This is a genomic window from Bradyrhizobium sp. 170 (assembly GCF_023101085.1).
In the GTDB taxonomy this organism is placed as follows: domain Bacteria; phylum Pseudomonadota; class Alphaproteobacteria; order Rhizobiales; family Xanthobacteraceae; genus Bradyrhizobium.
Genome location: NZ_CP064703.1, coordinates 1,840,187 through 1,866,858, shown reverse-complemented (window position 1 = coordinate 1,866,858; position 26,672 = coordinate 1,840,187). Strand labels below are relative to the sequence as shown.

The following is a 26,672-nucleotide window of genomic DNA, read 5'->3' as shown; positions in this document are numbered from 1 at the left end:
CAATGCGGCGGATTTCCTGGATTGACCAACGGATCAGTGGTGGGGTGGTTATGCTTTGGCTTTTGCCGGGGGGCGCCGTTTCGTTTTTTTGGGCGGTGGCGGATTAGCGCGATGTCGGATCGCGGCCATCATGGCGAAGGCGAGCATCACCAAGGACACATGACGGTGCCAGCCATGCCAGGATCTGCTCTCGTTGTGATCGAGCCCGAACTCGTTTTTCGCGGTCTCGAAGCTGTCCTCGATCGCCCATCGATGGCCTTCGACCGCGACCAGCGTTTCAATGGCTGTTCCCGCTGGGCACCAGGTGGTGAAGAAGGCGAGGTCATCATCGGCGATGCGACGACGGATCAGTAGACCGCGTGTCCACAAACCGTCATTTGCACCGTTGAACTGCTCGGCCTCGAGATCGGCCAATTCGAGATAACACCAATCGTGCAGCCGCGGTCCTTTGGTTCCGGCTCCCGCCGACAGGCGCTTCCAGTCGGATGAGCGCCGCGTCCGGGCGAGGTCCGCAGCCGTACCGGCGACCGGCGGTCGCTTGCCCCAGGATCGAAACACATGAGCGCTGCTGACCCCGAGCACGTAGCCTTTGCCTGCCCGACGTAGTTGCTGTTCGATGTTGCCAACACCGTAGACGGTATCACCGGCAACCCACTTGAATGGTACAGACGCGGCTATCGCGCGTGCGATCATTCGCGTCGCAAGCTTTGGTTTGGTCGCAAAGCCGACATCGGCAGGCACATATGCGGCTTCCAGCCGATCTGGATCGTCGGTCCATTCCTTCGGAAGATACAACGCGCGATCGATGAACGCGTGGCCATGACGCGAAACATAGGTGGCGAAGACGCCGATCTGGCAGTTCGTGATCTTTCCTGCCGAACCGGTGTATTGCCGTGCCACGCCGCATGACGCTTTGCCCTGTTTGAGAAAGCCGGTCTCGTCGATCACCAGCACCGCATCGTCATCCGCCAAATGCTCGATGACATAGTCGCGCACGATGTCGCGCAGGGCATCAGCGTCCCAATCCCCACGACCAAGAATTGCCTGCTGTCGCCATGGGCCAGGATCGCCAGCCGCCTCCGCACGCATCCAGCCGGTCTTGCGCTGCTCATCTCCGAGCAGACCTTCCAGGAACATGCCTGCATTCGTCGCAACACGCTCTTGCGTGAACAGCGGACGTATCCGTTTCTTGATCTCTCGAAGCGACGCCGCCCACAACGCAAGCGTCTCCTCAACCGACGCGGCCCGCGTCCACGACATCCGAATCATGGCTGCCCATGGATTCAGAAGCCCGCAAAAATAGCAACTGTAATGCTAGGGTCTGTTGAGATTCAGGATTCACAGATTGGAATGTCCGTGATTCAAGCTCCGAAAGGAGCTTGGCATGCACCGATTCGTTTTGACGGACGCCCAGTGGGCGAAGATGGAGTCGCTTTGTTTGGGCAAGGCCACGAACCCCGGCCGCACAGGGGGTGACAACCGTTTGTTTCTCGAAGCTGTGCTTTGGATCGCGCGCACGGGCAGCCCATGGAGGGATCTGCCGCCGAGGTTCGGCAACTGGAATACGGGTGTTCAAGCGCTATCGTGATTGGGTGAAGGCCGGCGTTTTCAAGCGGATTTTCGATGCTGTATCGGATGATCCAGACATGGAGTTTGCGATGGTCGACGCGACAATCGTCAAAGTTCATCGTCAAGCGCAGGGAGCAAAAGAGGGACCAAAAATCAGGCCATCGGCAAATCGAAGGGCGGCTGGACCACCAAAATCCTCGCGCTGACCGACGCGCTTGGGAACTTGGTGCGGTTCATCCTGCTCCCTGGCCATCGCTTTGACACAGTCGGCGTCGCGCCTCTGATCAAAGACATCGAATTCGGCGGCTTGATCGCCGACAAGGCTTTTGATTCCAACTGGATCATCGAAGACCTGAACGCACGCAAGGCCAAGATTGTCATCTCGCAGCATCAAAGGCGCGCCCAGCCTCTCAACATCGACAAGGACATTTACAAATGGCGCCACCTGATCGAGAATTTCTTCGGCAAGCTGAAGGAATTCAAACGCATAGCGATGCGATGCGACAAGACAGACGGCAGCTTCGAAGCGATGATCTACCTCGCTACCGCCGTCATCCATTCCAGGTGAATCTCAACAGACCCTAGCATTACAGTTGCCTTCTTGATTTGAAGTGGGCGCGTTGAGCGGCAGCCTGGTGAGCTCTGCGCCAGAAAGACCATGCGATGATGTGTGCGGGTTGAATCCGCTTTCGAGCAAGTCTGATAGCAATGCGGCGGATTTCCTGGATTGACCAACGGATCAGTGGTGGGGTGGTTATGCTTTGGCTTTTGCCGGGGGGCGCCGTTTCGTTTTTTTGGGCGGTGGCGGATTAGCGCGATGTCGGATCGCGGCCATCATGGCGAAGGCGAGCATCACCAAGGACACATGACGGTGCCAGCCATGCCAGGATCTGCTCTCGTTGTGATCGAGCCCGAACTCGTTTTTCGCGGTCTCGAAGCTGTCCTCGATCGCCCATCGATGGCCTTCGACCGCGACCAGCGTTTCAATGGCTGTTCCCGCTGGGCACCAGGTGGTGAAGAAGGCGAGGTCATCATCGGCGATGCGACGACGGATCAGTAGACCGCGTGTCCACAAACCGTCATTTGCACCGTTGAACTGCTCGGCCTCGAGATCGGCCAATTCGAGATAACACCAATCGTGCAGCCGCGGTCCTTTGGTTCCGGCTCCCGCCGACAGGCGCTTCCAGTCGGATGAGCGCCGCGTCCGGGCGAGGTCCGCAGCCGTACCGGCGACCGGCGGTCGCTTGCCCCAGGATCGAAACACATGAGCGCTGCTGACCCCGAGCACGTAGCCTTTGCCTGCCCGACGTAGTTGCTGTTCGATGTTGCCAACACCGTAGACGGTATCACCGGCAACCCACTTGAATGGTACAGACGCGGCTATCGCGCGTGCGATCATTCGCGTCGCAAGCTTTGGTTTGGTCGCAAAGCCGACATCGGCAGGCACATATGCGGCTTCCAGCCGATCTGGATCGTCGGTCCATTCCTTCGGAAGATACAACGCGCGATCGATGAACGCGTGGCCATGACGCGAAACATAGGTGGCGAAGACGCCGATCTGGCAGTTCGTGATCTTTCCTGCCGAACCGGTGTATTGCCGTGCCACGCCGCATGACGCTTTGCCCTGTTTGAGAAAGCCGGTCTCGTCGATCACCAGCACCGCATCGTCATCCGCCAAATGCTCGATGACATAGTCGCGCACGATGTCGCGCAGGGCATCAGCGTCCCAATCCCCACGACCAAGAATTGCCTGCTGTCGCCATGGGCCAGGATCGCCAGCCGCCTCCGCACGCATCCAGCCGGTCTTGCGCTGCTCATCTCCGAGCAGACCTTCCAGGAACATGCCTGCATTCGTCGCAACACGCTCTTGCGTGAACAGCGGACGTATCCGTTTCTTGATCTCTCGAAGCGACGCCGCCCACAACGCAAGCGTCTCCTCAACCGACGCGGCCCGCGTCCACGACATCCGAATCATGGCTGCCCATGGATTCAGAAGCCCGCAAAAATAGCAACTGTAATGCTAGGCTGCGGGATCTGGCGCAGACCAGATGGGAGATGTGCGCGCATTGAGAGCCCGCCGGTCGGACCGGCGGGCTTGAACTCATCCGACCCTTAGATTTTCCGCAGACGTTTTGCCCCGGGTGCTCATTTCTTCGTAGCTCACCTTGGCGCCCTCATTAAGGTTGCTCAGGCCCGCTTTTTCAACGGCCGAGATGTGCACGAAGACATCCTTGCCGCCGTTGTCAGGTTGAATAAACCCATATCCCTTAGTCGCGTTGAACCACTTTACCGTACCTGTCGCCACTATCCGTTCTCCCGTGAAGTAAGAGCCGCATCCTACAGCGGTAACGCAATCCCCGGCAAGGCAAACCCGCCGGCGCGAACCGGCGGGCTTGTCTCCTTCAACCCAGGCCCGCCTGATGGTAGTCTTGCGGACCGACTGCTCGGTGAGGTCGTCATAGTCGCCGATGCCGGACTCCGCATAGTCTTGCTCAGCGTCGGGCCGGCCACCCGCAGCCCATTGCTTCGCGTTGTCGTGCTGGTCGAGGCTGCCACTCGTCGTCGGCTCTGTCATAAAAGCGATTCCTATCGCTGAGTTCGGCTCCGCGCGGTCTCCAACATTGCCGTTGTGGGAATCGGCCGCTTGAACGATCCGGATGATCCGGCACACAATTCGAGGAATCGATCGAAGGGTCCGCGCGAGATGCACGGACAATCCTGGTGAAATAAAAGATTGCGACCTGACAGTTCTTCTTAGCGGAGCGCATGATCATGAGATAATGCCCGTTAATCCGGATGAATCATGATGTCCATGGTATCGTCACTATCCTCGAACGGATCGGGAAACGGATTTTCCTCTACCAGCTTCACACCGCACAGGCAGACGTCGCCGCCGATCACGGCCAGCGCGACCGGCTCAAGGGCTTTCCCATTGCAGGGGCCATCGATGCAAAACCCGCTGCCGATCTCGAAGGTCGCCCCGTGCCGGCCACATCTGAGAAAGGAGCGGTCCGGCGAGAACAACTTGCCGGAGCCGATGTGAGCCAGACGCCGTCATGCGGGCAGCGGTTGACATAACCGAGATAGTCGTTGCCGAAGGTCCGCACCACGACAATCGGAAACGGCCGGCTCTCGCCGCTGTCATCGATCCGCGACAGGCTGAAACCCTTAGCGTCACCCCGCTCAATGGCCTCGGCGGGACAGACGGCGAAGACCACGATCTCTTGGCTGGCCATATCGCGGATAGTTTCTTTGGTCATGCTATCGTCGCGAATGTATGGATTGCGACCCGGGTCAGCCGAGACACGCCGTGATCATTAGATAGCGGCCGATAGGCATCGCCTGCGCTTTCGCTGACAAAATCATGCCGATGGTACGGCAACAGCTCTGCCGGGCTCCGGCCGGAAGCTCGACCACTCCCGTTCGAAGAACAATGATTTGTTAGGGATCCTTGTGCCTTCCCACCCGCTAAGGTCAAGCTTGAAAAAACCCGAGCCGAAGCCCCAAGAGCTCAATGATCATGTTTCCTGATCCGAGCACCTTGCAGGGCCGGCGTGCCGAAACTTAGAGCCAACGTCCACGATCGTTGAGCTTTCTCATTCTCTTTGCGCGGGTTCCCTTGCGGCCTTGCTGGACCAAGAATGGCAGGAGTCCGAATTTGGCCTGTCCTTGCATGACTGTTGAAGGGCAATCTCGGGGCCCAGCGCCGCCGCCAAGAGTGACGTGGCCTCAATGGCCTCGATCATTTTGCCATACGGCAAGATTCTGACTTTCGACATTCGCTCCTCCTTTTGCGCGTAATGAGGGCGCCGGGGCTCTAATAGATGGCTGCGCCCGCGCCGATATTGATGGACGCGTCCTTCATCGTCTCCACAATGAACTCGATCTGGTTGTCGGTGAGATGGGTGTGAAACGGCAGCGCCACGGCACGATCGGCGATCTTTTCCGTGACCAGTAAATCGCCATATCGATAGCCAATCTCAAAATAGTGACGCTGCAAATGCATCGGATGGCAATAGGCAGCGGCCTCGACATGCCCAATGCGCAGATCATCGACAATGGCGTCACGGCTGGAGCGCGTGAAGCGCGTTCCAAGATGGACGAGATAGAGGAACCAGTTCACCTCGGTCACATCGGGACCGATATAGGGCGGCTTGATGCCCTCGAATGATTGGATATGTGCATTGTAGAGCTGCTCGATGAGCCGGCGCCGCTCCAGGATTTCATCGAGGCGCTTCAGCTGCGCAAGGCCCAACGCGGCTGTAAGATCGCTCATGCCGGCCTGGTAAGGCGCTGCGCTACTGACGACGACGGAGGAGCGGTTATCCAGCCGATGCGCGCGATGGCGAAGCAAGCCAACGGCAATGTCGATATCGTCGGTCACCACCATGCCGCCCTCGCCGCAGGTCAGGGCCAGAGGCTGGGCAAAGTCGAACACGGCGATATCGCCAAAGCGGCCGACGAGTTCGCCCTTGTATCTCGATCCGATCGCCTCGGTGGAATCCTCCAGTAGCATCAGCTGATGGCGCTGCGCGATCGCGCGCAGCTCCGACCATGGCGCCGGATGGCCATTGGGATTGCCGGCAACAATCGCCCGTGTGTTGGCCGTGATCCGCTCTTCGACCTTCGCCGGAACCAATGCTCCCGACCAATAGTCGACGTCGGCAAATACGGTGCGCGCGCCCGTGAGACTGATAGCATGCACCGTCTCGCGAAACGAATACGGTGAGGCGATCACATCCTGCCCCGGCCCGATGCCGAGGGCCTTTAGCGCAAGCAGAAGCCCGATGGTGCCGCTCGGGACGGCAACGGCGTATTTCCGGCCGAGATAGGCGGCAAAGGCTTTCTCGAAGGTCTCAGTCACCGGCCCGTTCGAGACCCGCGGCGAACACAGCAGCGTTTCCACGGCAGAGAGCTCGGCGAAGGTGACATCCGGATCGGACATCCGAATGAAAGATACGTCCGCGTTGACCACGTTCGCATCGTGATCCTTTGCGAGAGCAACGCTAGTCATCATCAAGTACTCCTTGCCGCCAGCACGATGCCAGTCGCGCGCGCTGGATCGGCGGTGATCTGCACACAATGAGCGGAGCCATCGATCAGATGCAGGTCGAATCGTGGAAAACTGCGGAACGGCGGCTCCGTCATGTCGGACGCGTCACAGCGCGTGCAGGCGAGCTGTGGAAAGCGGCGCCGCACCTCGGCGAACGCGCTTGCATCGGCATCAGCTGCCGCAAGCAGCCGTTCGATTTCGATAAGTTCGTCGGTGCCGAGCGCCATCGCGACTCCTATATGATTAGTTCCAAAAGCAACGTTATTGCCAGAACACCCGCTCCGGATCTGTGTTCAATTCGTCGATCGCTGCGGTCAGCCGCTGGTAGATGCTGTAAAACTCCCAAAGCCCCCGCGCGTGATCTTTACGAAACAGCTTCCATGTCGCGCTCCTCGAGTCATGATGGATCAGCGCTACTTCAATCAAGCCGCCATCTTTGTCGATATTGCCCGAGCAGCAGGGACTCTCGATGAGATAGCCACTCCGTACCGGTTTCACATTCGGCGAGACATAACGATAGCGTTTGCGCGAGCTCAAGCCACGCTCGATCCGCTTGCGATCGAGCTCGTTCGGATGAGCGATAAGTCCGTTCACTACCTTTCTCATCACCGCGGCGTTCATCGCGAAAGCCCCCTCAAAGCATTGTGATCTCTTCTTCAAGACAACCGACGACCAGCCGCTCACCAAACTCGACAACATAAATCGGCAAGTTCGCTTCGGTTTGCATGCCGACCTTCACGATCTCGCCGATGCCGCCGGCGCCCACCAAGAGCCCGTTAGCCGGCGCATCGGGAAAGGAGCCATCGTTAACAAGGTCGACAGCGGCTTTAACTCGCTGGCCCCATTGATATTTCGGGAGGCGCGGCTCGATCATGACGCGATCTCTTCCGGCAACGGCAGGTCGTCGGGTTCGTCGCGCGCTTCCACCAGATCGAGCTCCTTGCGCTTCATGCCGACGCGGTGGCCGCTTTCAAGAAACTCGACGCCATAGATATAGAATTGCTGCAGGAAAGTCCCGATGGAGACGACGTAACCCACCTCGCCTTTCTTGGCCAGGATATCGCCGATCTCCTTGCCGGCATAGGTGCCGTCGTTGCGAATGGTGCGCTTGGCCCGTACCTTTTCGCCAAGGTTGAAGAACGGTGGCCCAGTTAGCTCGACTACATCACTGTCGCGGACGATGTTGCTCATTATCACCTCCTTGCGGACTTGCAGGCCAGACGGCCACGCGCGACCTCCTGCACCATACTGTCCTCATTTTCGGTGAGACGTGCCAACTCAAAAGCCGCAATGCGGGTCACCACTTCCCGGCGGACACGCCAATCGGGATCGCACCGCAGAGCGGCAGGAACTTCGGCGACAGTCGCTGCGCGGCGAGCCACGATCTGGCGGACGCAATAGTTCTGGTCCGACAGCATCGGCACCAATTCCTCACCATCGAGCAGAGTCGCGACCAGTATCTTTACCTCGCGATGCGAATCGTTGCGCAGCGTCAGGATGTTGCTCTTGAGCAGTCGCCACGCTGCATTCGCGCGCACGGTTTCTTCGGCGTCATTTGGCAGCGGTAGCAATAGAAAGAGATTGACGTGCTTGGCCGCGATGGCCCGCACCTCGAAATGCGGATGCGCAGTGTAGGCATTGGCGAGCGCGGGACTCCAGTTGAAAAAACGGTCGTTGTGCTGGGCATAATGGTCGTTGACACAGGCATGCATCAGCCGGCAGCCGCCCGTTTTCTTCAGCGACAGATGAGTGCAGGCGCTGCAATTGACCTCATGGCCCTGGCAGTCGCGGGCCTCGTCGATGTCATCCGTCATCGTTGCCCTATCCGCTTCAGCACGTCCAGAAGGAGCCTGACACCGATCTTGTCGGTCGGGTCGAGTTCGAGCAGCTTTTTCGTGGCCACGCGCCCTTCGTCCAGATTGCCGAGGCGCATCTGCAAGTAGGCATAGCCCGTTCAGCGAAAACAGATAGAAGCGCGGCAGGATGCTTTCGTAGCTGCCGAACGCGGCATCGGCCGCTTTGACCTGCCTCCAATCGTACGCGAGTCCGTTTTCAAGCGCGGCCTGGGTGATGCAACGCCTGGCGATCTCCAACGCCTCCGACAATCGGCCCTTGTAGAAATAGAAACGGTAGAGGCCGATCAGGACGGCGGCGTGGCCCCGTGCCAGCGCCTGCGCTTGGTGCAGGTGCTTTTCTGCGATCGCGTCCAGGTGATAGGAGAGCCCGGCCTGCCACGGCAGGCCTTTGCCGAGAAGCGTGTGCGCGATCAGTGACCTCGCGCTCCCGGAAAGCGGATTGCCTGCTACGTCCAGGTCCATCGGCAGCTTTCCTCTTCGAGTGGGCGGCCTTTGTGGCCTTGCTCGAGCAGCACACCTGCTTCGGGGAAGATCAGGCCGGTCTGCGCAGCGGTATCGGTTAAGACGATGGTCACACCGCCGACCAGCGGCCTGCCCTCGGCATAGAGAGAGTTTAGGTCGTTGCGTTCGCCGACTTGCTCACCGGACCCCGATGCCCGCGCAACACCGATATCGACCGACAATCCCGAGCAACTGCCGGCCGTAACGGCGAGCCGGAAGCCGGTTTCAGCGGCGCAATGGGCGCGCACCTCAAAACTCATGAATTTTTCCGCAGCCGGCGTCAGCGTGGAATTCACGATCCCTTACTCCCTTATGCCCGCGCGTGATAGCGCGGCAATGAGGGATCGAGCACACAGGTATTGTCGACCGGACAGACCGCCACGCATTGCGGCTCGTCGAAATGGCCGATGCATTCGGTGCATTTCTTAGGATCAATCACGAACGTCCCGCCCTTCTCCGAGATTGCAACATTCGGGCATTCGAGTTCGCAAGCCGAGCAGCCCGTGCATTGTGAGGCGATGATCTTGAACGGCATCGATATGTCCTTACGCCGCCGAAATCAGCGCGCCCTGCCGAATCGCCGCGTTGCCGCGTTCGACATGCTGGATCTCACCGCTTTGCACCTTGTCGAGATAACGCTTGAACCAGGCGATCGCTGATTTCTCGATGAACTCGTGCGCGTATTGATCAAGCGGCTCGATGCCGGCCTTGATCAGCTCGCTCTTCGGGCACCCGCCGATCTTGGCCACGAACACCGCATGGCAGTCATCGATGGCGCGGATGATGGTCACAAGGCTGCCCTCCTCAGCATAACCGCCCTGGCAGTAGGGATCGGCGCGACGGTGGCCGACGAATTTGGCGCCCGATGTCGAGAGTTCGTACACCTGGAACTCCTTGGCATGTCCAAAATGCTCGTTGATCAGGCCCGAGCCCTTGGTTGCTACCGCGACCAGGAGATTGATATCACTCGTCTCGCCCGCGAGGTCGGCCAGTTTCTGCTGTGTGGCCGCGACCTTGGCCACGCGCTCCTCCTCAACTTTGGCCTGATAGGCTTTACGCGTCTCGAGGTCGTACTTGACATCCACCGCCATGATCTTCTCCGTGGTGAACTCCGCGCCGCGATCCTCGCCGAGCAGGCCGACAGCATCGGCGCGACACTGCCGGCAATGCCGCATCATGTTCATCTCGCCTTCACAAGCGTCCTGCAGCGCCTTCAATTCCTGCGCCGCCGGGCCGCGCTGACCGTTGAGACCGAACACGGTGCCGTGCTGGGGCGCGGAGATCAGCGGCATGATGTTGTGCAGGAACGCGCCGCGCGACTTGACGGCCTTGTTAACGTCGACCAGGTGCTGGTCGTTGATGCCCGGGATCATGACCGAATTGATCTTGCACAAAATCTCGCGCTCCGCGAGCATCTCAAGGCCTTGCAGCTGTCGATTGATCAGAATCTTTGCGGCTTTGACGCCGGTGTAGCGCCTGTGGCCATAGAAAATCCACGGATAGATCTTGGCACCTATTTCGGGATCGACCATGTTGATGGTGATGGTGACGTGGTCGACGTTCAAGCGGGCGATGGTGTCGACGTGATCGGGCAAGGCCAGCCCGTTGGTCGACAGGCACAGCTTGATGTCCGGCGCGGCTTTGGCTACCAGCTCGAACGTCTTGAATGTTTTTTCCGGATTGGCCAGGGGATCGCCGGGGCCGGCGATGCCAAGCACGGTCATCTGCGGAATAGTGGAAGCAACGGCGAGCACTTTCTTCGCCGCCTGCTCAGGGGTGAGCTTCTCACTTACCACACCCGGGCGCGATTCATTGGCGCAGTCATATTTGCGATTGCAGTAATTGCACTGGATATTGCACGCCGGCGCGACCGCGACATGCATGCGGGCGTAATGGTGATGCGCCTCTTCGCTGTAGCAGGGATGGTTCTTCACCTTTTCCCAGATCGCGGGTGGCAGATCGCCTTGGCGGGCCTGCGATCCGCAGCTCGCCTTGTCCCTGCCGCCAAAGGTGCCGCAGCCCTTATGCCGGGTGTGGGCTTGCTTGATCTCGCCGAGACCAGCGGCGCCGCCAAAAGAGCTTGCCTCATTACATTCCGACACATCCATTTGCCATTCTCTCTGCAGGCGGAAACTTCAATTGAGAGTTAGCAACTCGCGTGCCATTAACGGCGCCTCGGAAATTTCTGTCCGATGTCAGGATGTTAGCGATGCCCTCTCGCACGCGACAGATCTTTCGCGGTTGTTGCAAACGTGACAGAAGGCGCAGTGTCGACACTGGAATCCGATCAGGCGCATATCAACGCGTCAAACGACGCTCGCGTTTTACGCTATCCAAGCTCCGCTGAAGGCAAGATCCCATCAGGCAGAGATCAAGATCTCGACCGCGCGCGGAAGCGCAATCGCGAGCGGCGTCAGGGACTGCTCGGCCAGGAAGCGCAGCTCGTTGCGCGAGAGCGCGTCCGGCTCCACAATTGCGTAATGGCTATTGGCTGAGCGTTTGCTGATCTGCCGCGCATAGGTGCGCAACAGCTGGTCGTTGAACTGACAGCCGATGAAGAGGAAGCTTCGCCCGGTCCTCCGCTCCTTGACGATTTCGGGAATCGGCGTCTGGATGTCGATCTCGGTCAGCACCTCGACATAATCTGCGTCGGAGACCAGGAAGTTCTCGGCGGGCAGCGCGCCGCCGTGCGGTTTGTAGAGGACTGTCGTCCAATTGCCAGCCGCAGCGCGATCGATCTCGTTGCCTTCTGCATCATAGAAGCGATACCAGCGGTTTTCGCCGATGCTTGCGCGGGTGATGCCCTGCACCTCGCCCCATCCCTCGTGCTTGCAAAGCGCAGCACGCATTGCGCCGTCATACCAAGCGTCGACGACGACAGGCAGGGATAGTGAGGCGAGATGATGATGCAGCGGCGTCGGATCGACCGGCGCGGCGAAGGCCTGCGCCATCAATGCCGTCACGGTGGAGCGATGCTTATTGCTCTCGATGTGCTGCGCCGACGCCCAGGGATTGCCCTTGACCCGGCGCGGCAGCGCGACCTTGCTGGCGAAAAAGGCGGCTAGCGCCTCCGGCGTCATCGGGACATCCGGCTTGGACAACTCGGCGACGTCAGGTCCGAGATAGGGAACAATGCTGCCGGCACGCAGCCTAGCTGCGACGTCAGTGAGAATCGCCTCAGCATCGGCCGCGTTTACAAAATCGATTTGTCGGATCGCCTTCATCGCTCGTCCCCGTTCTCGCCACGCTTCCTGGCATTGATGGTAATCGGCAGCGGCGTGTCGCTCGCCATGTCGGGCAGATCGAGCACCCAGCCATTGGCTATTCTGATCCAACCGCCCCACAGCGTCTCGTGCTCGGAGTCCACGATCGGCTCTTCAAGATCCTTTTTCGGCACGTAAATCGATAGGCCCGCCTCCGGAGAGCGGCGGATCATGATTTTCATGAGATCAACTCCGTGAATGGGCCGGATCGCTGATGGGATTGGCGTGCTCCCGTGACATGGCGCGCAGGTGAGCTACGATGTCGGACAGAGTGCGGATGACCAGATCTATTTCTTCGACAGTGGTTTCACGCGACAGCGAAAAGCGCACCGCGCCACGTAGGCTCCTCGCCGGCAGGTTCATGGCGCTCAGCACATGAGATGGCTCCATCGAGCCGGAGCTGCACGCTGATCCGAGCGAAGCGGCAATGCCGGCGCGATTGAGATGGTGGACGATCGCTTCGCCTTCGAGATGCTCGAAGGCGATATTAGCCGTGTTCGGCAGCCGGCAGCTGACATCGCCGAGGACCATGCAGTGGCCGTTCTGTAACATCGCTTGTTCCAGGCGATCGCGCAACGCACCAACGCGAACGCGTTCCGGCTCGAGGCGCTCTGCCGCAAGTTTTGCAGCTTTTCCAAGACCGACGATGCCGGGAACGTTCTCGGTTCCGCCGCGGCGCCGTCGCTCCTGTGCTCCGCCCCAAATCAGCGGCCTGAATTTTGTGCCTTTGCGCAAATAGAGCGCGCCAACTCCCTTGGGTCCGTGCAGCTTGTGCGCGGACATCGACAGCATGTCGATATCACTAACCTTTAGGTCAATCGGCACCCTGCCTATGGCCTGCACCGCATCGGTGTGAAACAGCGCGCCGGACGCGCGCGCCATCCTGGCCAGATCTTCAACCGGGAAAATGTTTCCGGTTTCGTTGTTGGCCCACATGACAGACGCTACCGCCGTGCGTGGTCCAAGCGCCCAGCGAAAAGCCTCGACATCAAGCCTGCCGCGCGAATCGACCGGGATCAGATGGGTCTTGACACCCCTTGTCGCCAACTCTTTGACTAGCGCCAGGATCGCCTGGTGCTCGACGGAGGTGGTGACGATCTCGTCCCGCCCCTCCTGGGTCACAAGCGCGGAGAGAATGGCGGCGTTGTTGGATTCGGTGCCGCCGGATGTGAAGACGATCTCATGATCGTAGGCAACCCCTAACAAGGCCTTCAGGCTGCGGCGCGCCTGCTTCACGGCGCCCGCGACCTTGTTCCCGAAGGCATGAGCGGAGGAGGCATTGCCAAACTGCTCGGTGAAGAACGGCAACATGGCTTCGACAACGCAGGGATCCGTCCGCGTTGTCGCATTGTTGTCGAGATAAACCGACACAAACGCCTCGTTCAATGCCGCGCTTTGGCGGCGCCGGCGACCGGGATCAGGCGAACGAATTCGCCGAGCCTTTCGACCAGTCGCGTCTGAATACCTTCCAGCGTAAAGCTTGAAAGCTTGCAGAACACGCAGGCACCGGTCAGCTTGACCATAATTTTGTTGCCGTCGATCTCGACAAGCTGACAGTCGCCGCCGTCGCGCTGCAGATTGGGACGGATCTCCTCGATCACAGCGCGAATGATTTGCGCCCGATCGGTCTCAGTCACCGGCGGTTGCTTCAGTTGTTTGGACTCGACCAGCATGCTTCTAGTTCTCTTGTCATCAGCCGAAGGATTTGCCACAGGAGCAGCTCGACCTTGCGTTCGGATTGTCGAACCTGAAACCCGAACCCTCCAGCGCCACCACGAAATCGATGGTCGTGCCGGCGAGGTGCTCATGGCTTTTATTGTCGACGAACAACTTGACCCCATCGTGCTCGATCACGGTGTCGTCGGGCTTCGGCTCGTCGGCCAGGCCCATCATGTATTTGAATCCGGCGCAGCCGCCGGCCTCGACCGTAATGCGCAGGCCGCTCGCCGGCTGCGGCGACGTTGAAATCGCGCCCTTGACCGCATTCACTGCGCTATTCGTCAGATTAATCATGGATCACCCTTGATTTGCCTTGGTCAGTTGCCTGCGAATTGGCAAGTCGCATGCCAGCGAGCACGCAGTTGAAAATGCTCGCCTTTTCGAATCGCGCCTGTTGGCCTTGCGACGCTTGTCCGGTTCCTGACAATGGTCTTCCTAGGATCGCGGCGCGCTTGCCTGTTTTCTTTATGGATTCGGCCGATAAAGCGTGGCGTACGCGGCGGCAAACAACTTGCATTGCGTGTCGCGCCGGCCGAGGTGTCCGGCGATTGTCTTAGATCGAGGAATGATTTTTCATGACAGCAATTGAGAACACCGCGCTCGGCCGGTTGGCGAAGGAGGGGCGCCTGCTCAATGCCGTATTCAAGGGCGCGACCATCAGGCCGGGCCGGTTCGGCTTTCGCGGCGATATCGCGCTGAGATTCCAGGCCCAGGTCGCGGACGAGAAACGGCCGCCCGACTATTCGATCGAGCAGGTGCTGACGGTCGCCGAGGAAGGCGAAAGCACCATTCCGGTGCTGGCCGGCTACCTGCACTCCTTCGCCTATCTCGCTGATGTCGCCAAGGTTCTTGACGGCGCGCTAAGCCCTGACGGCAGCTACTTCATTTTCTGCAACAACATAGACCTGTTGGCGAAATACCGAACCAAGCTCGGCGATATCACCTTCCACGTGCTGCCCTGCGATCAATCCACCGTCTGGAAGGAAATGATGTACCTGGTCGGCGTCGACAAGAACGATATCAAGAGGCTCGATGCGGGTGGCAGGCTCGATTATCTAATCGACGCGGCCAAGCATGTCGATGCGTCCTTTGACGATGTCTCTTACGAATACGGGCTGAAGAGGATGGAGCCTGTGAAAAACCGCAACGAGAACCGGCCGGTCTGAGCGCTGGCTTCAGCTCTTGCCGGAGGGGTCCTCGTCCTCGAGGAGCCGCACGCCGGTGACGCAGATGTCGCCTTCCAACACCGTCAACGTGATGGCCGTAAGTCCGCTACCCTTGCACGGGCCATCAACGCAGCGGCCGGTGCCGAGCTCGAAGGCCGAGCCGTGCTTGCCGCACATCAGTCGGATGCCGCTGGGATCGAGGAACTGGTTGCGATCCCAGTCGAGATTGACGCCTTTGTGCGGGCATCTGTTGAGATAGCCAAACACCTGCTTACCCCAGCGCACGACAATAATGGGCCACGGCCTGTGGCTGCCGTCTTCGTCTAGTATTACGAGGTGGAAGCCCATGGCGCGCCGACTTGGAATGTCGTTGAAGCCGCAGATCGCATAGGCGGAATTCGGCGGCATCCGTTGCTCGTTCATGACAAGACCCCTGTCATTGATCACCCTGCGATCAGCCCTGCAAAAATCGCGCAAGTGGCGGATCTCCTCACCTTTTGGGGAACCCGATGCGCGACGTCGACCTCATTTCGATGAGCGAGATATTTGATCTGAGGCCGCGTCGACCGCAGCTCCTTCATGTTGCTGTCCAGGACTGACCATTTTGTCGCATCTTGCAGGCGCGACAGAGGCCGCTTCGATGCCTACTACACGGCCTTGCGCCGGCAGCTTCCGGCGTTGCGTGCTAACCAGGCATTGGCGCGGCTCTGGAATCAGGGCGGCTAGCCAGTATGCGGACCAATATTTGGATCACCCGATGGCGACGCTGATCAAGACCACACTGGACGGACACAAGCTCGAGGTTATTGGGCTTGCCATCTGTCTCGACGACAAGCTCGAAGCAATTGAATTGATCGTGATGCTAGCGCACCCGAATCGGCGCGCCATCCTGGCCGCTGTCCCGCAGGCCACCGATATGTCCGGCGGCGTGCTGTTGACGCGAGAGGGGCGGACATCGCGTTCGCCTCCTTAAGCAAGCCGAAGCGACGACGCTGGCCAATCCCGGCGCCAGCAACGAACGTTTCCGCATCGCCGCGATGTGGAAGGCGCGCGCGCGAACAGAGGATCGAGTGATCCTCCCTCCCCCTCCGCGGAGGGTCGGGCGAGGGGCTCATCCGCGAGCGCAGCGCATGGAGAGTCCCCTCGCCCGATGCTTGGTGTCGACCTCGCTCCGCTCCATAGGAGAAGTAAACAGAGGCGTCGCTAAGCCGCTTCCGCCGAGGCGGGCGCGTGAGTCTGGCAGTCGGTCGGACAGACCCGGGCGCAGGCGCCGCAGCCGATGCAGGCGCCCTGATCATTCATCACCATAATCTTCTTCTCGATCTCATCATCGTCATCATCGAGATCGACAAGCTCGCCCTCCTCGTTGATCCCCTTCAACGTCATGACGTTCCGACCGCAGACCTTGAAGCAGCGGCCACAGCCGATGCAGTGGTTGGGATCGATCGAGATCAGGTAATCCGGCGTCCAGTTGCGACCATCGCGCGTTGCAAATGACATGCTGGGATCCCCCTTACGTCTTTCCCAGTGCCTTCAGATCCTCGCGCTTTCGCTCGAGTTCGGCAAAGGCATCGTGCGCCTTCTGAGCCACCGCCATGATCGACGTCCAGTTGGCGGGCAATTCCTCCGAAAGGTCGTGCAGATCCATCTTGGCCTGTGTGGCCTTGGTCGACAGCTTTTTTATTTCTACTTTCAGCGTCTCAAGATCGCTCATGAGCTGCCCCTCAATAGTTCGTCACGTCGGGATATTTCTGGATCATCTTGATGCCGCTTCTGACATATTTGCCACCCTCGGCAGCCAGCTTTGAGAGACTGTCGAAGCCGAATCGATGCACATCGCGCAGCTGCTTGCTTAATACGATCAGCCGGCCGCCGATCAGCACCATGCGGCCAAAGCCTTCATGGTGCATCTTCAGCATCGGCTGGATCATCACACCCGTCGCCTTCTCGATCGAGAGGGCAACTGCATTGAAGAACAGCTCCAGCCGCCAGACCGTATCCGGATCGGGATCGCCGACGATAGGCAACGCGCGCCGCTTCTCCCTGTCGAGTATGTAGGGCTCGAGCAGATCGAGATCGCTCTTGTCTTCCCAGGCGCCATGCATGTCCTGAGCGCGCCAGATCTTGACCAGCTCTTTGACGAACGGCGCATCGAGAGCGACGCTCGTGGCTTGCAGTATTCCTACTGTCTCAATCATATCACCCTCACTTTTCGAAATCGAACGTGCGCTCCTGTCCCCTTGCCAGTGCCTTGCGCAGCCAGGGAGGTGGCGTACCCTTCAGCACGCGTTGTAGCTTTTCGAGCAGGTCAAGTATGCTCTCGGGCTTGTTCACCTTGATGGGATGTATACCGTTCGCCACCACTCGCGCGGCGGCAGATCCGCCGATGGCAACGACATAGAGGATGGCGCAATCCTTGATCGCCTCGAGCTTGGGCGCAAGCTTGTCCTCGTTGCCGTCTTCCTTGACATCGCCGTCGAACTGGAAGGCTTTCAGAAACACGTGCCCGTCTGGCCAGACATCATAGATGGCAATGTTCTTGGCCCAGCCGAAATGCGCATCAACGCGCCTCAAGTCCTGGGTAGCAAATGCGACCTTCATGCAATCGACCTCTCTGTCGCGTCAATAAAGCTGTGGCGGCCGGACCTGCAGGCTGGCGTTGGTGATCGCCAGGTATCGGGCGTCGGCTGGTGATTTTCCTCGCGGTCGGCGATAATGAGATTGGCGATATCGAAGATCAGATCGCGCGTGCCGCGGTAACCGACGGATAGCTGGTGTCCCGCGCCGATCCGATCGAACATTGGAAATCCCGCGCGATAGAACGGAATGTTTAGCCGTGCGGCGGCTTGGCGACCATGCGAATGGGTGATCAAAAGATCGCATGCGCGCGCCTTCGCGAGTTCCTCCAGATCTTCGAGATCGCCGATCAGCACCTCGTTCGTCTTAACGCGCTCGAGCACTGGCGATTGCGTCGTAGTCACGGCCGCAGTGACCTGCGCGCCCATCTCGTGCAGCATGCTGGAGACATCGAACAACAAATCGGGCTCCGCGCCGATCGCGAGCCTCCGGCCAGCGATGTGGAAATGCGCATCGAGCATGGCATCGGCGAGCTGGCCTCGCTGCCGCCGGTATTTTGATGGTATCGGGCGTTCGCTGATCTCGCTCAGGAACGCGATGAATTGATCGTTGGGGATAAGTCCGCAAAGCCGCTCGAACAGGCGGAACGGCACCCCCGCCTTGGCCTGCATGTTTTCCGCTGCCCGCCGCATCTGCGCACCGATGGCAATGGTCCAGCCGGCCCGGCCCATGCTCACGACTTCGTCGACCCCGATGCCGCCGATGGTCGTCGGTGTGAACTCGTCGGGGATATGACCGTCCAGCGATCCCGCCAGATCAGGCAGGAAGGATGGCTTGAGGCCGAAATCCTCCAAAATGGTCCTGAGTTCGTCGAGATCACCCGGCGTTAGGTGACATCCGGGCAGGACATTCACTTGCGCGGGATCGCGCTCAGTCTCGACCGCCGGCGCCTCCACCAGCACCTCGACCATGCGAGCCACTGTCTTCTCCCAACCGTCTTGGAACGCGTCCTTGAAATCGGGCGTCGAGACATAGACCAGAGGAAACTTGGCGAGCTGCGGATGCCTGTCGCGAATCAGCTTGATGTAGGCGTTGACATCATCGCCATTCGTTTCGGTCACCCCGGTCGAGCAGATCCCGATGATCTCCGGCTTGGTCCGGTTGTAGATGTTGAGTATAGACTGCTCGACATTTTCATAGCCGCCGAGCACGGTCGTCACCTCGCTCATCGCAGTGGTCTGCAGCGGCACCGCCTCCTTGAAATGCCGCACGAACAGTGTGAGCCCGAAGGATGTGCAGCCCTGCGAACCGTGCAGAATCGGCATCGCCCCACGCAGCCCTAAGAAGGCAAATGCGCCGCCGATCGGCTGGCTCACCTTCAGCGGGTTGACCGCACAGGCCTTCTTCGGCGCGGTGACGATGGCCATGACGACATCCTACTCCGCGGCCTGCAGCAAGGCAGGCGGCGAGGAGACCGGCATGGCCGCCAAGATGTCTTCGATCCGCCTCTTGCAGCAGCCACCGACCGCGTCGGTGTGCTGTCTGACTGCCTCGACGCTGGTGAGGCCACGCGAGCGGATCGCATCCTCGATTGTACCGAAATCGACTGCCTTGCAAAGGCAGATCTTGTTCGCGCGGCGGGTCGTCTCGGCAAGTGCGTGATCGAGAGCGATTTCGGCGGCGTGCGGGTCCGTCGGCGCAATGGCCTTGAGGTGCCGAATATTGCCTTTATCGTCCCACGGCGCCGTGCGGCGCAACTGCTCCCACATCGGGTTGAACAGTGCTTTGTCGATCTCCTCGACCAGCTTCACCATCCCGAGGTAGCCCATGTAGGCGTGGTAGCGCTCCTGGTTGATGTCGAGCCAGGGCATCGCCGCCTTGAGCGCGACGAATTGCGACTTGCCGCCCGAGAGCATGATGTCCGCTTTCGCGTCCTTCAGCATCCTATATATTTCGCGCGGCATCATGTCCTCGATCATGTGGGCGTGCTCGCCCATCAGCTCCTTGATCCGCTCCTTGTCCTCCTTGGTGGATTTCTTGACGCTGGTGCCGATCAGGTCGAGTCCGGCCTCCTGCAGGGCCGCCACCACGGACCAGGATTTGACGCCGCCGGTGATCAGCAACGCCCTCTTGCCCGCAAAGCGAGGCTTATAGGGTTCGATCGCGGCCCAGGCCCGCGCCTCCTCGCGCGCGATCACCGCCTCGGTGCGCTCGATCAGATCTTCCGGCGCCCCGCGCTCGACTAAAAGTCGCGCAATCTCGCGCAGTGAATCGCTAGAGTCCTGGATGCCGTAGAACGAGCCTTCGAAGAACGGAATGCCGTAACGCTTCTCCATCTTGCGCGCGACATTGATCATCGCCTTCGAACATACCATCATGGCGGCGCGCGCCCGGTGCGACGAGGCGACTTCGCGATATTTGCCATCGCCCGAGATGCAGGAGAGGATGCGGATACCGAGCTCGTCGAACAGCGGCTTGATCTGCCAAAGCTCGCCCGACAGGTTGTATTCACCGATCAGGTTGATGTCGTAGGGCGTGGTGTGGTCTGGCTCTTCGGTGCCGATGACGTGCTCAAGCAAGGCCTCCCCGGCAAGCTTGCAGCCGAGGCTTTTTGGACCTACGAAGCCGGGCGAATTGACCGGAATCACCGGCTTGCCGAATTTCCGAGAAGCAGCCTTGCAGACCGCGTTGATATCGTCGCCGATCATGGCCGGAACGCAGGTCTGATAGACAAAGATCGCCGCCGGATTGTACTTTTCTAAGATCTCCCTGATTGCGTTGTAAAGTCGCTTCTCACCGCCAAACACGATGTCGGTTTCGCTCATGTCGGTCGTCAAGCCCGTGCGCCAGATGCTGGGACCAGATGAAGCTGCACCGCGGTTGTCCCAGGAATTACCCTCACAGGCGATCGGCCCGTGCACCAGATGGGCGACGTCGGTAAACGGTTGCAGCGCGATCTTTGCACCGTCGAAGGCGCAGCCGCCCGCGGCGCTTCCCGGCTGCAGCTGCTTGGTGCAGCCCTTCTTGCGCTCGGCCTCCGACTTGTTGGCGTTCTTGGCGCAGCCCGGCTCCTTAAAGATATTCTGAATGGTGGCTGAAAGCGAACCCATCTCTCTCCCCTTAACTGAGGTTTTCGTGCGCAGCCCTTCGGTCGCCGGGCCCATCGCCGGGCGAGGCTTTCGTCCGCCGGCGATGGCGCATGTCGTCGTCATTAACGAATGATATCGAAGCTGTAGTCAGTCTTGCCGGCAATGTTGGTGTTCTTGTCGATTTCCTCGAAGATCTTATCGAGAATCTTCACCAGCACGTTCATGCCGCCCTGATAGCCCCACACTGGATAGCGGTGATGGTGATGCCGATCAAAAATCGGGAAGCCGATTCGGATCAGCGGAGTGCCAGTGTCGCGCTCCAGATACTTGCCATAAGTGTTACCGATCAGGAAATCGACGGGCTCGGTGAACAGCAACGAGCGCATGTGCCAGAGGTCTCGCCCCCGATAGGCGTGGCAGTTCTGCCCAAACGACGAGCCCGCAAACAGCGCCCGGATTTTCTCCTCCCAGGCCTTGTTGCCGTTGGTGGCGAGCACATGGATCGGTTCGGCGCCAAGTTCTAGCAGGAAGGCAGCTAGCCCATAGCAGAGATCTGGATCGCCATAGATCGCGAATTTCTTGCCATGGATATGCGCGTTGGAGTCAGCCATCGCGTCGACCAGGCGGCCGCGCTCTCGCGTCAGTTCCTCTGGGATATCTTTGCCGCTGATGCGCGACAACGCCATCAGGAACTCATCCGTTGCGGACACGCCCACCGGATAGTTGAAAGCCACGACCTCATGGCCATGATCGGAAATGAACGGGAGCGTCTTTTCCGTGCACCACTGCTGCATTGAGATTGTCGCCTTGGCGTGAACCGCGTTCGCGGCGTCTTCCAGCGTAGTGCCGCCGTCATACATCCGGAATTCGCCGTCAGTCGGCGTATCGAACACATCGGAGTTGTCCGCGAGGATGGTGTACTGGATGCCCATCAGTTCGAAGATGCGCTTGATCTCGCGGAGATTACCGACGGTGTACCCGTCAAAGCCGCCGATGAAGTTGATCTTCTCGTTGGGGGCGCGCTCGAGTTTCGGCGCTGTTCCAGCCTTGCCGTCCCAGAAATGCTCCAGTATGCCCTTAAGCGCATTGTCGTAACCGGTGACGTGGCTACCCACAAAGGCTGGCGTGTGCGCGAAAGGCACATCGAACTCCGCCGGAACCGAGCCTTTCTCCTTGGACGTTTTGATAAAGGCGTTGAGGTCGTCACCGATGACCTCAGCCATGCAGGTGGTGGAGACCGCGATCATCCGGGGCTTGTACATGTTGTAGCTGTTGGCGAGCCCATCGATCATGTTGTTCAAACCGCCGAATACCGCAGCATCTTCCGTCATCGACGAGGAGACACAGGAGCTCGGCTCCTTGAAGTGCCGCGACAGATGGCTGCGATAGTAGGCCACGCAGCCCTGCGAGCCGTGTACGAACGGCAGCGTGCCTTCGAAGCCAACGGAGGCGAACACCGCGCCGAGCGGCTGGCAGGCCTTGGCAGGGTTCACCGTCAGCGCTTCCCGCGCAAAGTTTTTTTCACGATATTCGGACGTCTTAGTCCATTCGCGGATGCGTTCGACCTCTGCGGGATCGCGGGGGTTTTCGAACATCTTTTTCTTGTTGGCCAGCATCTGCTGGTATTCCGGACCGCGGAACAGCTCGAAGTGATCGAGCACGTGTTCTGCATTCTGCGCCATGGTGTCCCTTTCGAATAATCGTGATCAATGTTGGCTTCGGCCTCACGCCGAGAGTCTGACAGGCAGGTTATTCCGCAGCCAGAAGCTTCGGCTTGGCGACGTCCTTCCAGGGCGCCTTGGTCTTCCTCCAGATCGGTGAGTTGATGGCTATGTCCATGTCACGCGCGAAGATCGCAAACCCGTCATAGCCGTGATACGGACCCGAATAGTCCCAGGAGTGCATCTGCCGGAACGGCACACCCATCTTCTGGAACACATATTTTTCCTTGATGCCGGAGCCGACAAGGTCGGGCTGCATCTTCTCGACGAAATGCTCGAACTCGTATCCGGTGACGTCGTCATAGATCAGCGTTCCGTCTTTCACATAATGCTGGGCGGTGCGCTGATAGTCGTCATTGTGCCCGAATTCGTAGCCGGTGCCGACGACCTCCATTCCGAGGTCCTCATAAGCGCCGATCACATGACGCGGACGAAGACCACCCACGAACAGCATCACGGTCTTGCCTTCCAGGCGCGGGCGATATTTTGCGATCACTGCGTCCACCAGTGGCTGATATTTCGCAATCACCCGCTCGGCGCCCTCTTTGATTTTGTCATCGAAATAGTCGGCGATCTTGCGCAGCGACTCCGCGATCTTTGAGGGCCCGAAGAAGTTATATTCGCACCACGGAATTCCGAACTTCTCCTCCATGTGGCGCGAGATGTAGTTCATCGACCGATAGCAGTGCAGCACATTGAGCTTCGCCTTCGGCGTTGCCTCGAGCTCGGCCAGCGACCCGTCGCCGGACCACTGCGCGATCACGCGCAGGCCCATTTCTTCAAGTAGGATGCGGGAAGACCAGGCGTCACCGCCGATGTTATAGTCGCCGATGATCGCGACGTCGTAGGGCGTCGACTCAAACTTTGACTTGCTCTCGGGCGCGACCTTGTCGAACACCCAATCCCGCACAGCGTCGTTCGCGATGTGATGCCCGAGCGACTGCGACACACCGCGAAAACCCTCGCAGCGAACCGGCACGATGGTCTTACCGCCATACTCCTTCGACTTCACCCTGGACACCGCCTCGATATCATCGCCGATCAGGCCGATCGGGCATTCCGACTGGATGGTGATGCCGTTGTTGAGCGGGAACAGCTCCTGGAGCTCGTCGATGATCTTGGCGAGCTTCTTGTCGCCGCCGAACACGATATCCTTTTCCTGGAAATCGGAAGTGAACTGCAACGTCACGAAAGTATCGATGCCCGTCGTGCCGACGTAATAGTTGCGCCGCGATCCCCACGAGTACTGGCCACAGCCAACCGGACCGTGGCTGATGTGGATCATGTCCTTGATCGGCCCCCAGACCACGCCCTTCGAACCTGCGTAAGCGCAGCCGCGGATCGTCATCACGCCCGGGATGGATTTGAGGTTGGACTTGACGCCACAATCGGACTTGCCGTCCTCGAGCACGTTGAGGTGCTTGGCGCGCCTTTTCGCGGTCTTCTCGGGATAGACCTTGAGCACTTCCTCGATAATCTTTTTATTGCGGGCCTTGATTTCTGCGACACTCCTCGTCGTGACGAGACTCATGCTGATATCCTTCAAAGGTTTCCTGTTTCGAGACGGCTCGGCCAAGAGTTTTGCAACGAGCATGCCAGGAGCATGCCAGCAGGGCCTGAACGCAAAACTCATCGCGTTTAGAAGTAGATAGTGCGTTCGCACGGCGAGCTCGACTGTTGTTGCAAACCCGACATCGAAGGGACCTAGAGACGTTCTGGTTTGTTCCTGTTTCAAACAAAACAACGGTGGCTAGGTGGCTTTGCACCTCCGAAGCCGCCGAGGGGTGCGGTACGCGGCGGGCCTGCTGGCGCAAGCCGCATGTAACCGGGCGAATTTAATGCAGGGCTGCGCCATCCAGGTCCGGCCCGCCACCATCATTCATCGCGAGAAGGCCGATCGGTGCTCACCCTCATCGGCGACGGTGCACATTGTGCGTGCCTCGTCGCCATCCTGATCCTAATGCTATCTGGCCAGCCAGCCCACCGCGATGGTCACAGCCGACCCCCCAAGCTGCTGCTCGAGGAGCTCAGCTTGCGCCACGCCGGCCTTCTGCAATTCCTTATGCAAGGTGGTGACAACGGAGACCGAATCGAACACGGCGTCGACGGGCGATCTTGCGCTGCCCTGACGGCTCTTCCGGGCCGGTGCGACCACTTCTGGGATCGCCACCTCACGCACGGGGCTGCCGAGCTTCTCGTAGGTCTTGAGATTTCCTGATCAATTTCATCGATCGAAGACTCTTCGGCAGCCGCGTCGGACTCAATAAACGTCTCGAACCGTATCGATACTGGTCGACGTCGATCCGCTGGACTGGTCGGGACCGTCTCTTGTACATGCAACCCAGAGCTCGAGGGAGCATAGTCCCGGTTGCCGATGAGGGCTACTGTGTGCCGGCTCTGCCGCATTCCCTCCCATTATTCTACCCGCCGCTCCGGGCCGGCGACCACGCCAATCAAGCAACCGGATCAGAAAGTCCGAAGTCTCGATCTTGTCCCGCGTCGCAAGGCCCACTCACCGGCCGCGCCTCTATGCAGGCACGCAGGTATCGGATATCGGACAGACGGCAGCGCATTGCGGTGTGTCGAAATGCTCATCGCATTCCGTGCACTTCTTCGGATCGATCATGTACGTGTCGTTCTTGAGCGTGATTGCAGCATTGGGACATTCGAACTCACATGCGCCACAGACGCTGCACTGGGAGACCATAATCTTGTAAGCCATCACTACGATTCCTTGAGGAGGCGAGCCGGACGTCTTCCTCCCTTTCAAGGCGCGTGCCAAAACTTCGGAACTTGATTTATCTCGGACTTTTTCCTTTGCGTTGTCGTGGGCGCGGCGACATGTCGTAACTCCGACAGTCCGCAGCTCAGCGTGAAGCGCCTCCGCTTTTCGGAAGAGTAGGCCATCGGATTTTTGAGGAGCAGAGCTGGGCGTTTCGGTCGCCAATCGGTGCCGAAAGCGCAGCAAGAACCCGCTCTCTACAACCAGCCAGACCAAGCGCTGATGAAGAGGTCTGACGAGTGGTCATAACGTGCTTCTCTGAGAACACATGGATTCCAATTTGAGGTTGGACTCAGGCTGGGGAGAGACCTTCTCCCTTCAGGCTTCATACTCGGCACACGAAAAAAGGGCCGCTTGAATGAACAAGCGGCCCAAGTCTAGGGAGGAAACGCCCAAAGAGGGCAGCGATAGCGCACGGCGCTACCGCTACGCACCAATATGCATTGGCAGTGCACAATGCAAGAGGTTGACGTGCGGATCGACGTCGGAGCACGTCTCTTACCCAGCTTTGTTCACAACCATTCGAACAATTTACAGAGCAAATTCGGGCCGGGAGCCCGCATTGACCAAGCACTTGGTGTTGCTGTTGGGCAAACCAATTTCGTTAATCGCGAAACGGCGCGAGTGAGCGCTGATTGAAAAACTACAAAACTTATGCGTATCCACCGTCACCTTACCAGTGGCATCTCTCAAGAGATAAATTGCGCGCTTGACTGAAAAAGCAGAAGTCCGGCCGACCGATGAGAGTGAACAGCGCTCTTGTAAGCCGAGAGTTAAGCATATTTTATTCGGGATCTTAGAGGGGTTTGAATCGTACGTAACGTCAGGCTGTACGACCTTCCTAGCAAAATCGGCGCCCCCGATGGCGCCACAGTGTGTTTGGGAAGAAGCAAGCGCCCGCAACCTGAGATGTCCCGATGCCCCCATTCCTCATTCTGCTTTCAGTCTACTTTGCTTGCGTCGCGGTGTGTTGCGCCGCGCTCGTAGGGCGTTCTAATAGGCGGCGTGAGCGCTGTCGTCCGCACGCGCCTTACGTTCAGACAAGTTCCTGTTCCGAAGAACGCCCCATTCAATTACCAGCGGCGGGCATTCTATGAACCTTGGGAATAGAGTTGGTGTTTCCATGAGGAGAGTTACCAGCGGGGCCCTCTAGGGCCCCTCTATGCTTTGAACTACCGAATTGGCGCCGTGTTCGATATCCGTAACCACAACGACGATACGGCGCTCAGCCAATGCCGGGCGGTAGCTGCTCTGCGCTGTCCGATCTTCCTTGTCTGGCGCACAACGATTAGCATCAGTTGCGGCATGCTGTTTGCCTTTTCGTCCCGTGGCCCGCGAACCACGGCCGGATGGCATCAACGCTCTGTTTGCTCCGA

At 59.2% G+C, this 26,672-nt stretch carries 29 protein-coding genes and 4 pseudogenes; 3 read left to right on the top strand and 30 right to left on the bottom strand.

Annotated elements, in window-relative coordinates; all coding sequences use genetic code 11:
- Positions 1-48: 48 nt before the first annotated feature.
- The gene (locus IVB05_RS08895; RefSeq protein WP_247783881.1) at positions 49-1,269 is read right to left on the bottom strand and encodes an IS701 family transposase; all 1,221 of its coding nucleotides are present in this window, start codon (positions 1,267-1,269) and stop codon (positions 49-51) included.
- Positions 1,270-1,384: 115 nt separating this feature from the next.
- Between IVB05_RS08895 and IVB05_RS08890 the strand changes: the two are divergent.
- Positions 1,385-2,137 (top strand): annotated as a pseudogene (locus tag IVB05_RS08890) (IS5 family transposase).
- 186 nt (positions 2,138-2,323) lie between these two features.
- On the opposite strand, the gene IVB05_RS08885 reads toward IVB05_RS08890, so the two are convergent.
- From IVB05_RS08885 to IVB05_RS08800, 18 genes and pseudogenes are all read right to left on the bottom strand, one after another.
- On the bottom strand, positions 2,324-3,544 hold the full coding sequence (locus IVB05_RS08885; protein ID WP_247783881.1) for an IS701 family transposase: 1,221 nt from the start codon (positions 3,542-3,544) through the stop codon (positions 2,324-2,326).
- 126 nt (positions 3,545-3,670) lie between these two features.
- On the bottom strand, positions 3,671-3,874 hold the full coding sequence (locus tag IVB05_RS08880; RefSeq protein ID WP_247509319.1) for a cold-shock protein: 204 nt from the start codon (positions 3,872-3,874) through the stop codon (positions 3,671-3,673).
- 482 nt (positions 3,875-4,356) lie between these two features.
- Positions 4,357-4,805, bottom strand: a pseudogene (locus IVB05_RS08875) (Rieske 2Fe-2S domain-containing protein).
- 581 nt (positions 4,806-5,386) lie between these two features.
- Entirely contained in the window at positions 5,387-6,583 is a 1,197-nt protein-coding gene (locus IVB05_RS08870; RefSeq protein ID WP_247783880.1) for a DegT/DnrJ/EryC1/StrS family aminotransferase, read from the bottom strand.
- A 2-nt stretch (positions 6,584-6,585) separates the two neighbouring features.
- The gene (locus IVB05_RS08865; RefSeq protein ID WP_247519302.1) at positions 6,586-6,849 is read right to left on the bottom strand and encodes a hypothetical protein; all 264 of its coding nucleotides are present in this window, start codon (positions 6,847-6,849) and stop codon (positions 6,586-6,588) included.
- Between the two features lie 34 nt (positions 6,850-6,883).
- Positions 6,884-7,243 carry a DUF3024 domain-containing protein gene (locus IVB05_RS08860; RefSeq protein ID WP_247519303.1) on the bottom strand — a complete coding sequence of 120 codons (360 nt, stop codon included), beginning with the start codon at positions 7,241-7,243 and terminating at the stop codon, positions 6,884-6,886.
- 13 nt (positions 7,244-7,256) lie between these two features.
- Positions 7,257-7,496, bottom strand: a complete 240-nt coding sequence (locus tag IVB05_RS08855; RefSeq protein WP_247519304.1) for a nitrogen fixation protein NifZ — start codon at positions 7,494-7,496, stop codon at positions 7,257-7,259.
- The gene (locus tag IVB05_RS08850; RefSeq protein WP_247519305.1) at positions 7,493-7,813 is read right to left on the bottom strand and encodes a nitrogen fixation protein NifZ; all 321 of its coding nucleotides are present in this window, start codon (positions 7,811-7,813) and stop codon (positions 7,493-7,495) included. Before IVB05_RS08850 ends, IVB05_RS08855 begins: the two co-directional genes overlap by 4 nt.
- A 2-nt stretch (positions 7,814-7,815) precedes the next feature.
- Positions 7,816-8,436: a 4Fe4S-binding leucine-rich repeat protein gene (locus IVB05_RS08845; protein WP_247783879.1), complete on the bottom strand. Its 621-nt coding sequence runs from the start codon at positions 8,434-8,436 to the stop codon at positions 7,816-7,818.
- A pseudogene (locus tag IVB05_RS08840) lies at positions 8,433-8,940 on the bottom strand (hypothetical protein). The gene IVB05_RS08845 and the pseudogene IVB05_RS08840 overlap by 4 nt, the downstream one beginning before the upstream one ends.
- Positions 8,925-9,275, bottom strand: coding sequence for an iron-sulfur cluster assembly accessory protein (locus tag IVB05_RS08835; protein ID WP_247783878.1), 351 nt, complete (start codon positions 9,273-9,275; stop codon positions 8,925-8,927). The pseudogene IVB05_RS08840 and the gene IVB05_RS08835 overlap by 16 nt, the downstream one beginning before the upstream one ends.
- Positions 9,276-9,289: 14 nt before the next feature.
- Complete coding sequence (locus IVB05_RS08830; protein ID WP_247783877.1) at positions 9,290-9,514, bottom strand: 4Fe-4S binding protein; 225 nt, start codon at positions 9,512-9,514, stop codon at positions 9,290-9,292.
- Positions 9,515-9,524: 10 nt separating this feature from the next.
- Positions 9,525-11,087: a nitrogenase cofactor biosynthesis protein NifB gene (nifB, locus tag IVB05_RS08825; RefSeq protein ID WP_247783876.1), complete on the bottom strand. Its 1,563-nt coding sequence runs from the start codon at positions 11,085-11,087 to the stop codon at positions 9,525-9,527.
- A gap of 252 nt (positions 11,088-11,339) precedes the next feature.
- Entirely contained in the window at positions 11,340-12,203 is an 864-nt protein-coding gene (locus tag IVB05_RS08820; protein ID WP_247783875.1) for an SIR2 family protein, read from the bottom strand.
- Entirely contained in the window at positions 12,200-12,424 is a 225-nt protein-coding gene (gene nifT, locus IVB05_RS08815; protein WP_247783874.1) for a putative nitrogen fixation protein NifT, read from the bottom strand. Before nifT ends, IVB05_RS08820 begins: the two co-directional genes overlap by 4 nt.
- A gap of 4 nt (positions 12,425-12,428) precedes the next feature.
- Positions 12,429-13,613: a cysteine desulfurase NifS gene (gene nifS, locus IVB05_RS08810; protein ID WP_256473224.1), complete on the bottom strand. Its 1,185-nt coding sequence runs from the start codon at positions 13,611-13,613 to the stop codon at positions 12,429-12,431.
- 11 nt (positions 13,614-13,624) lie between these two features.
- A complete protein-coding gene (locus tag IVB05_RS08805; protein ID WP_247783873.1) occupies positions 13,625-13,915 on the bottom strand; it encodes a NifU family protein in 291 nt (96 codons plus the stop codon).
- Between the two features lie 19 nt (positions 13,916-13,934).
- Positions 13,935-14,255, bottom strand: coding sequence for an iron-sulfur cluster assembly accessory protein (locus tag IVB05_RS08800; protein WP_247509331.1), 321 nt, complete (start codon positions 14,253-14,255; stop codon positions 13,935-13,937).
- Between the two features lie 281 nt (positions 14,256-14,536).
- On the opposite strand from IVB05_RS08800, the gene IVB05_RS08795 reads away from it, so the two are divergent.
- The gene (locus tag IVB05_RS08795; protein ID WP_247783872.1) at positions 14,537-15,127 is read left to right on the top strand and encodes a hypothetical protein; all 591 of its coding nucleotides are present in this window, start codon (positions 14,537-14,539) and stop codon (positions 15,125-15,127) included.
- A gap of 9 nt (positions 15,128-15,136) precedes the next feature.
- On the opposite strand, the gene IVB05_RS08790 is transcribed toward IVB05_RS08795, so the two are convergent.
- Positions 15,137-15,535 carry a Rieske 2Fe-2S domain-containing protein gene (locus IVB05_RS08790; protein ID WP_247786627.1) on the bottom strand — a complete coding sequence of 133 codons (399 nt, stop codon included), beginning with the start codon at positions 15,533-15,535 and terminating at the stop codon, positions 15,137-15,139.
- Positions 15,536-15,884: 349 nt separating this feature from the next.
- Between IVB05_RS08790 and IVB05_RS08785 the strand changes: the two genes are divergently transcribed.
- On the top strand, positions 15,885-16,100 hold the full coding sequence (locus tag IVB05_RS08785; protein WP_247519312.1) for a hypothetical protein: 216 nt from the start codon (positions 15,885-15,887) through the stop codon (positions 16,098-16,100).
- Positions 16,101-16,330: 230 nt separating this feature from the next.
- Here the strand turns inward: IVB05_RS08785 and fdxB are convergent, their stop codons facing one another.
- The 10 genes and pseudogenes from fdxB to IVB05_RS08735 form a co-directional block, all read right to left on the bottom strand.
- Entirely contained in the window at positions 16,331-16,627 is a 297-nt protein-coding gene (gene fdxB, locus IVB05_RS08780; protein WP_247519313.1) for a ferredoxin III, nif-specific, read from the bottom strand.
- A gap of 13 nt (positions 16,628-16,640) precedes the next feature.
- Positions 16,641-16,841 (bottom strand): CCE_0567 family metalloprotein, encoded by a 201-nt coding sequence (locus IVB05_RS08775; RefSeq protein WP_247783871.1) that lies wholly within the window; start codon positions 16,839-16,841, stop codon positions 16,641-16,643.
- A gap of 10 nt (positions 16,842-16,851) precedes the next feature.
- Positions 16,852-17,304 (bottom strand): NifX-associated nitrogen fixation protein, encoded by a 453-nt coding sequence (locus tag IVB05_RS08770; RefSeq protein WP_247786626.1) that lies wholly within the window; start codon positions 17,302-17,304, stop codon positions 16,852-16,854.
- A 28-nt stretch (positions 17,305-17,332) separates the two neighbouring features.
- Positions 17,333-17,728: a nitrogen fixation protein NifX gene (gene nifX, locus IVB05_RS08765; RefSeq protein WP_247509337.1), complete on the bottom strand. Its 396-nt coding sequence runs from the start codon at positions 17,726-17,728 to the stop codon at positions 17,333-17,335.
- Positions 17,725-19,131 (bottom strand): nitrogenase iron-molybdenum cofactor biosynthesis protein NifN, encoded by a 1,407-nt coding sequence (gene nifN / locus IVB05_RS08760; RefSeq protein ID WP_247783870.1) that lies wholly within the window; start codon positions 19,129-19,131, stop codon positions 17,725-17,727. The genes nifX and nifN overlap by 4 nt, the downstream gene beginning before the upstream one ends.
- A 9-nt stretch (positions 19,132-19,140) precedes the next feature.
- A complete protein-coding gene (nifE, locus tag IVB05_RS08755) occupies positions 19,141-20,814 on the bottom strand; it encodes a nitrogenase iron-molybdenum cofactor biosynthesis protein NifE (protein WP_247783868.1) in 1,674 nt (557 codons plus the stop codon).
- Positions 20,815-20,915: 101 nt separating this feature from the next.
- Positions 20,916-22,475 carry a nitrogenase molybdenum-iron protein subunit beta gene (nifK, locus tag IVB05_RS08750; protein WP_247783866.1) on the bottom strand — a complete coding sequence of 520 codons (1,560 nt, stop codon included), beginning with the start codon at positions 22,473-22,475 and terminating at the stop codon, positions 20,916-20,918.
- Between the two features lie 67 nt (positions 22,476-22,542).
- The gene (gene nifD / locus IVB05_RS08745; RefSeq protein ID WP_247783865.1) at positions 22,543-24,045 is read right to left on the bottom strand and encodes a nitrogenase molybdenum-iron protein alpha chain; all 1,503 of its coding nucleotides are present in this window, start codon (positions 24,043-24,045) and stop codon (positions 22,543-22,545) included.
- Between the two features lie 507 nt (positions 24,046-24,552).
- Positions 24,553-24,752 (bottom strand): annotated as a pseudogene (locus tag IVB05_RS08740) (Fe-S cluster assembly protein SufB); the annotation flags it as partial.
- 289 nt (positions 24,753-25,041) lie between these two features.
- On the bottom strand, positions 25,042-25,236 hold the full coding sequence (locus IVB05_RS08735) for a 4Fe-4S dicluster domain-containing protein (RefSeq protein WP_247783864.1): 195 nt from the start codon (positions 25,234-25,236) through the stop codon (positions 25,042-25,044).
- Positions 25,237-26,672: the final 1,436 nt, after the last annotated feature.

What these genes read in the sequence shown, in the direction of transcription:
- IVB05_RS08820 (WP_247783875.1), bottom strand. Translation starts at nt 12,203, where the DNA reads ATGAAGGCGATCCGACAAATCGATTTTGTAAACGCGGCCGATGCTGAG.
- IVB05_RS08795 (WP_247783872.1), top strand. Translation starts at nt 14,537, where the DNA reads ATGACAGCAATTGAGAACACCGCGCTCGGCCGGTTGGCGAAGGAGGGG.
- IVB05_RS08800 (WP_247509331.1), bottom strand. Translation starts at nt 14,255, where the DNA reads ATGATTAATCTGACGAATAGCGCAGTGAATGCGGTCAAGGGCGCGATT.
- IVB05_RS08870 (WP_247783880.1), bottom strand. Translation starts at nt 6,583, where the DNA reads ATGACTAGCGTTGCTCTCGCAAAGGATCACGATGCGAACGTGGTCAAC.
- nifB (WP_247783876.1), bottom strand. Translation starts at nt 11,087, where the DNA reads ATGGATGTGTCGGAATGTAATGAGGCAAGCTCTTTTGGCGGCGCCGCT.
- IVB05_RS08885 (WP_247783881.1), bottom strand. Translation starts at nt 3,544, where the DNA reads ATGATTCGGATGTCGTGGACGCGGGCCGCGTCGGTTGAGGAGACGCTT.
- nifX (WP_247509337.1), bottom strand. Translation starts at nt 17,728, where the DNA reads ATGAAGGTCGCATTTGCTACCCAGGACTTGAGGCGCGTTGATGCGCAT.
- IVB05_RS08830 (WP_247783877.1), bottom strand. Translation starts at nt 9,514, where the DNA reads ATGCCGTTCAAGATCATCGCCTCACAATGCACGGGCTGCTCGGCTTGC.
- nifK (WP_247783866.1), bottom strand. Translation starts at nt 22,475, where the DNA reads ATGGCGCAGAATGCAGAACACGTGCTCGATCACTTCGAGCTGTTCCGC.
- IVB05_RS08805 (WP_247783873.1), bottom strand. Translation starts at nt 13,915, where the DNA reads ATGCTGGTCGAGTCCAAACAACTGAAGCAACCGCCGGTGACTGAGACC.
- nifT (WP_247783874.1), bottom strand. Translation starts at nt 12,424, where the DNA reads ATGAAAATCATGATCCGCCGCTCTCCGGAGGCGGGCCTATCGATTTAC.
- IVB05_RS08845 (WP_247783879.1), bottom strand. Translation starts at nt 8,436, where the DNA reads ATGACGGATGACATCGACGAGGCCCGCGACTGCCAGGGCCATGAGGTC.
- IVB05_RS08775 (WP_247783871.1), bottom strand. Translation starts at nt 16,841, where the DNA reads ATGAGCGATCTTGAGACGCTGAAAGTAGAAATAAAAAAGCTGTCGACC.
- fdxB (WP_247519313.1), bottom strand. Translation starts at nt 16,627, where the DNA reads ATGTCATTTGCAACGCGCGATGGTCGCAACTGGACGCCGGATTACCTG.
- IVB05_RS08785 (WP_247519312.1), top strand. Translation starts at nt 15,885, where the DNA reads ATGGCGACGCTGATCAAGACCACACTGGACGGACACAAGCTCGAGGTT.
- IVB05_RS08860 (WP_247519303.1), bottom strand. Translation starts at nt 7,243, where the DNA reads ATGAACGCCGCGGTGATGAGAAAGGTAGTGAACGGACTTATCGCTCAT.
- IVB05_RS08895 (WP_247783881.1), bottom strand. Translation starts at nt 1,269, where the DNA reads ATGATTCGGATGTCGTGGACGCGGGCCGCGTCGGTTGAGGAGACGCTT.
- IVB05_RS08855 (WP_247519304.1), bottom strand. Translation starts at nt 7,496, where the DNA reads ATGATCGAGCCGCGCCTCCCGAAATATCAATGGGGCCAGCGAGTTAAA.
- IVB05_RS08850 (WP_247519305.1), bottom strand. Translation starts at nt 7,813, where the DNA reads ATGAGCAACATCGTCCGCGACAGTGATGTAGTCGAGCTAACTGGGCCA.
- IVB05_RS08790 (WP_247786627.1), bottom strand. Translation starts at nt 15,535, where the DNA reads ATGCCGCCGAATTCCGCCTATGCGATCTGCGGCTTCAACGACATTCCA.
- nifE (WP_247783868.1), bottom strand. Translation starts at nt 20,814, where the DNA reads ATGGGTTCGCTTTCAGCCACCATTCAGAATATCTTTAAGGAGCCGGGC.
- nifD (WP_247783865.1), bottom strand. Translation starts at nt 24,045, where the DNA reads ATGAGTCTCGTCACGACGAGGAGTGTCGCAGAAATCAAGGCCCGCAAT.
- nifN (WP_247783870.1), bottom strand. Translation starts at nt 19,131, where the DNA reads ATGGCCATCGTCACCGCGCCGAAGAAGGCCTGTGCGGTCAACCCGCTG.
- IVB05_RS08865 (WP_247519302.1), bottom strand. Translation starts at nt 6,849, where the DNA reads ATGGCGCTCGGCACCGACGAACTTATCGAAATCGAACGGCTGCTTGCG.
- IVB05_RS08735 (WP_247783864.1), bottom strand. Translation starts at nt 25,236, where the DNA reads ATGGCTTACAAGATTATGGTCTCCCAGTGCAGCGTCTGTGGCGCATGT.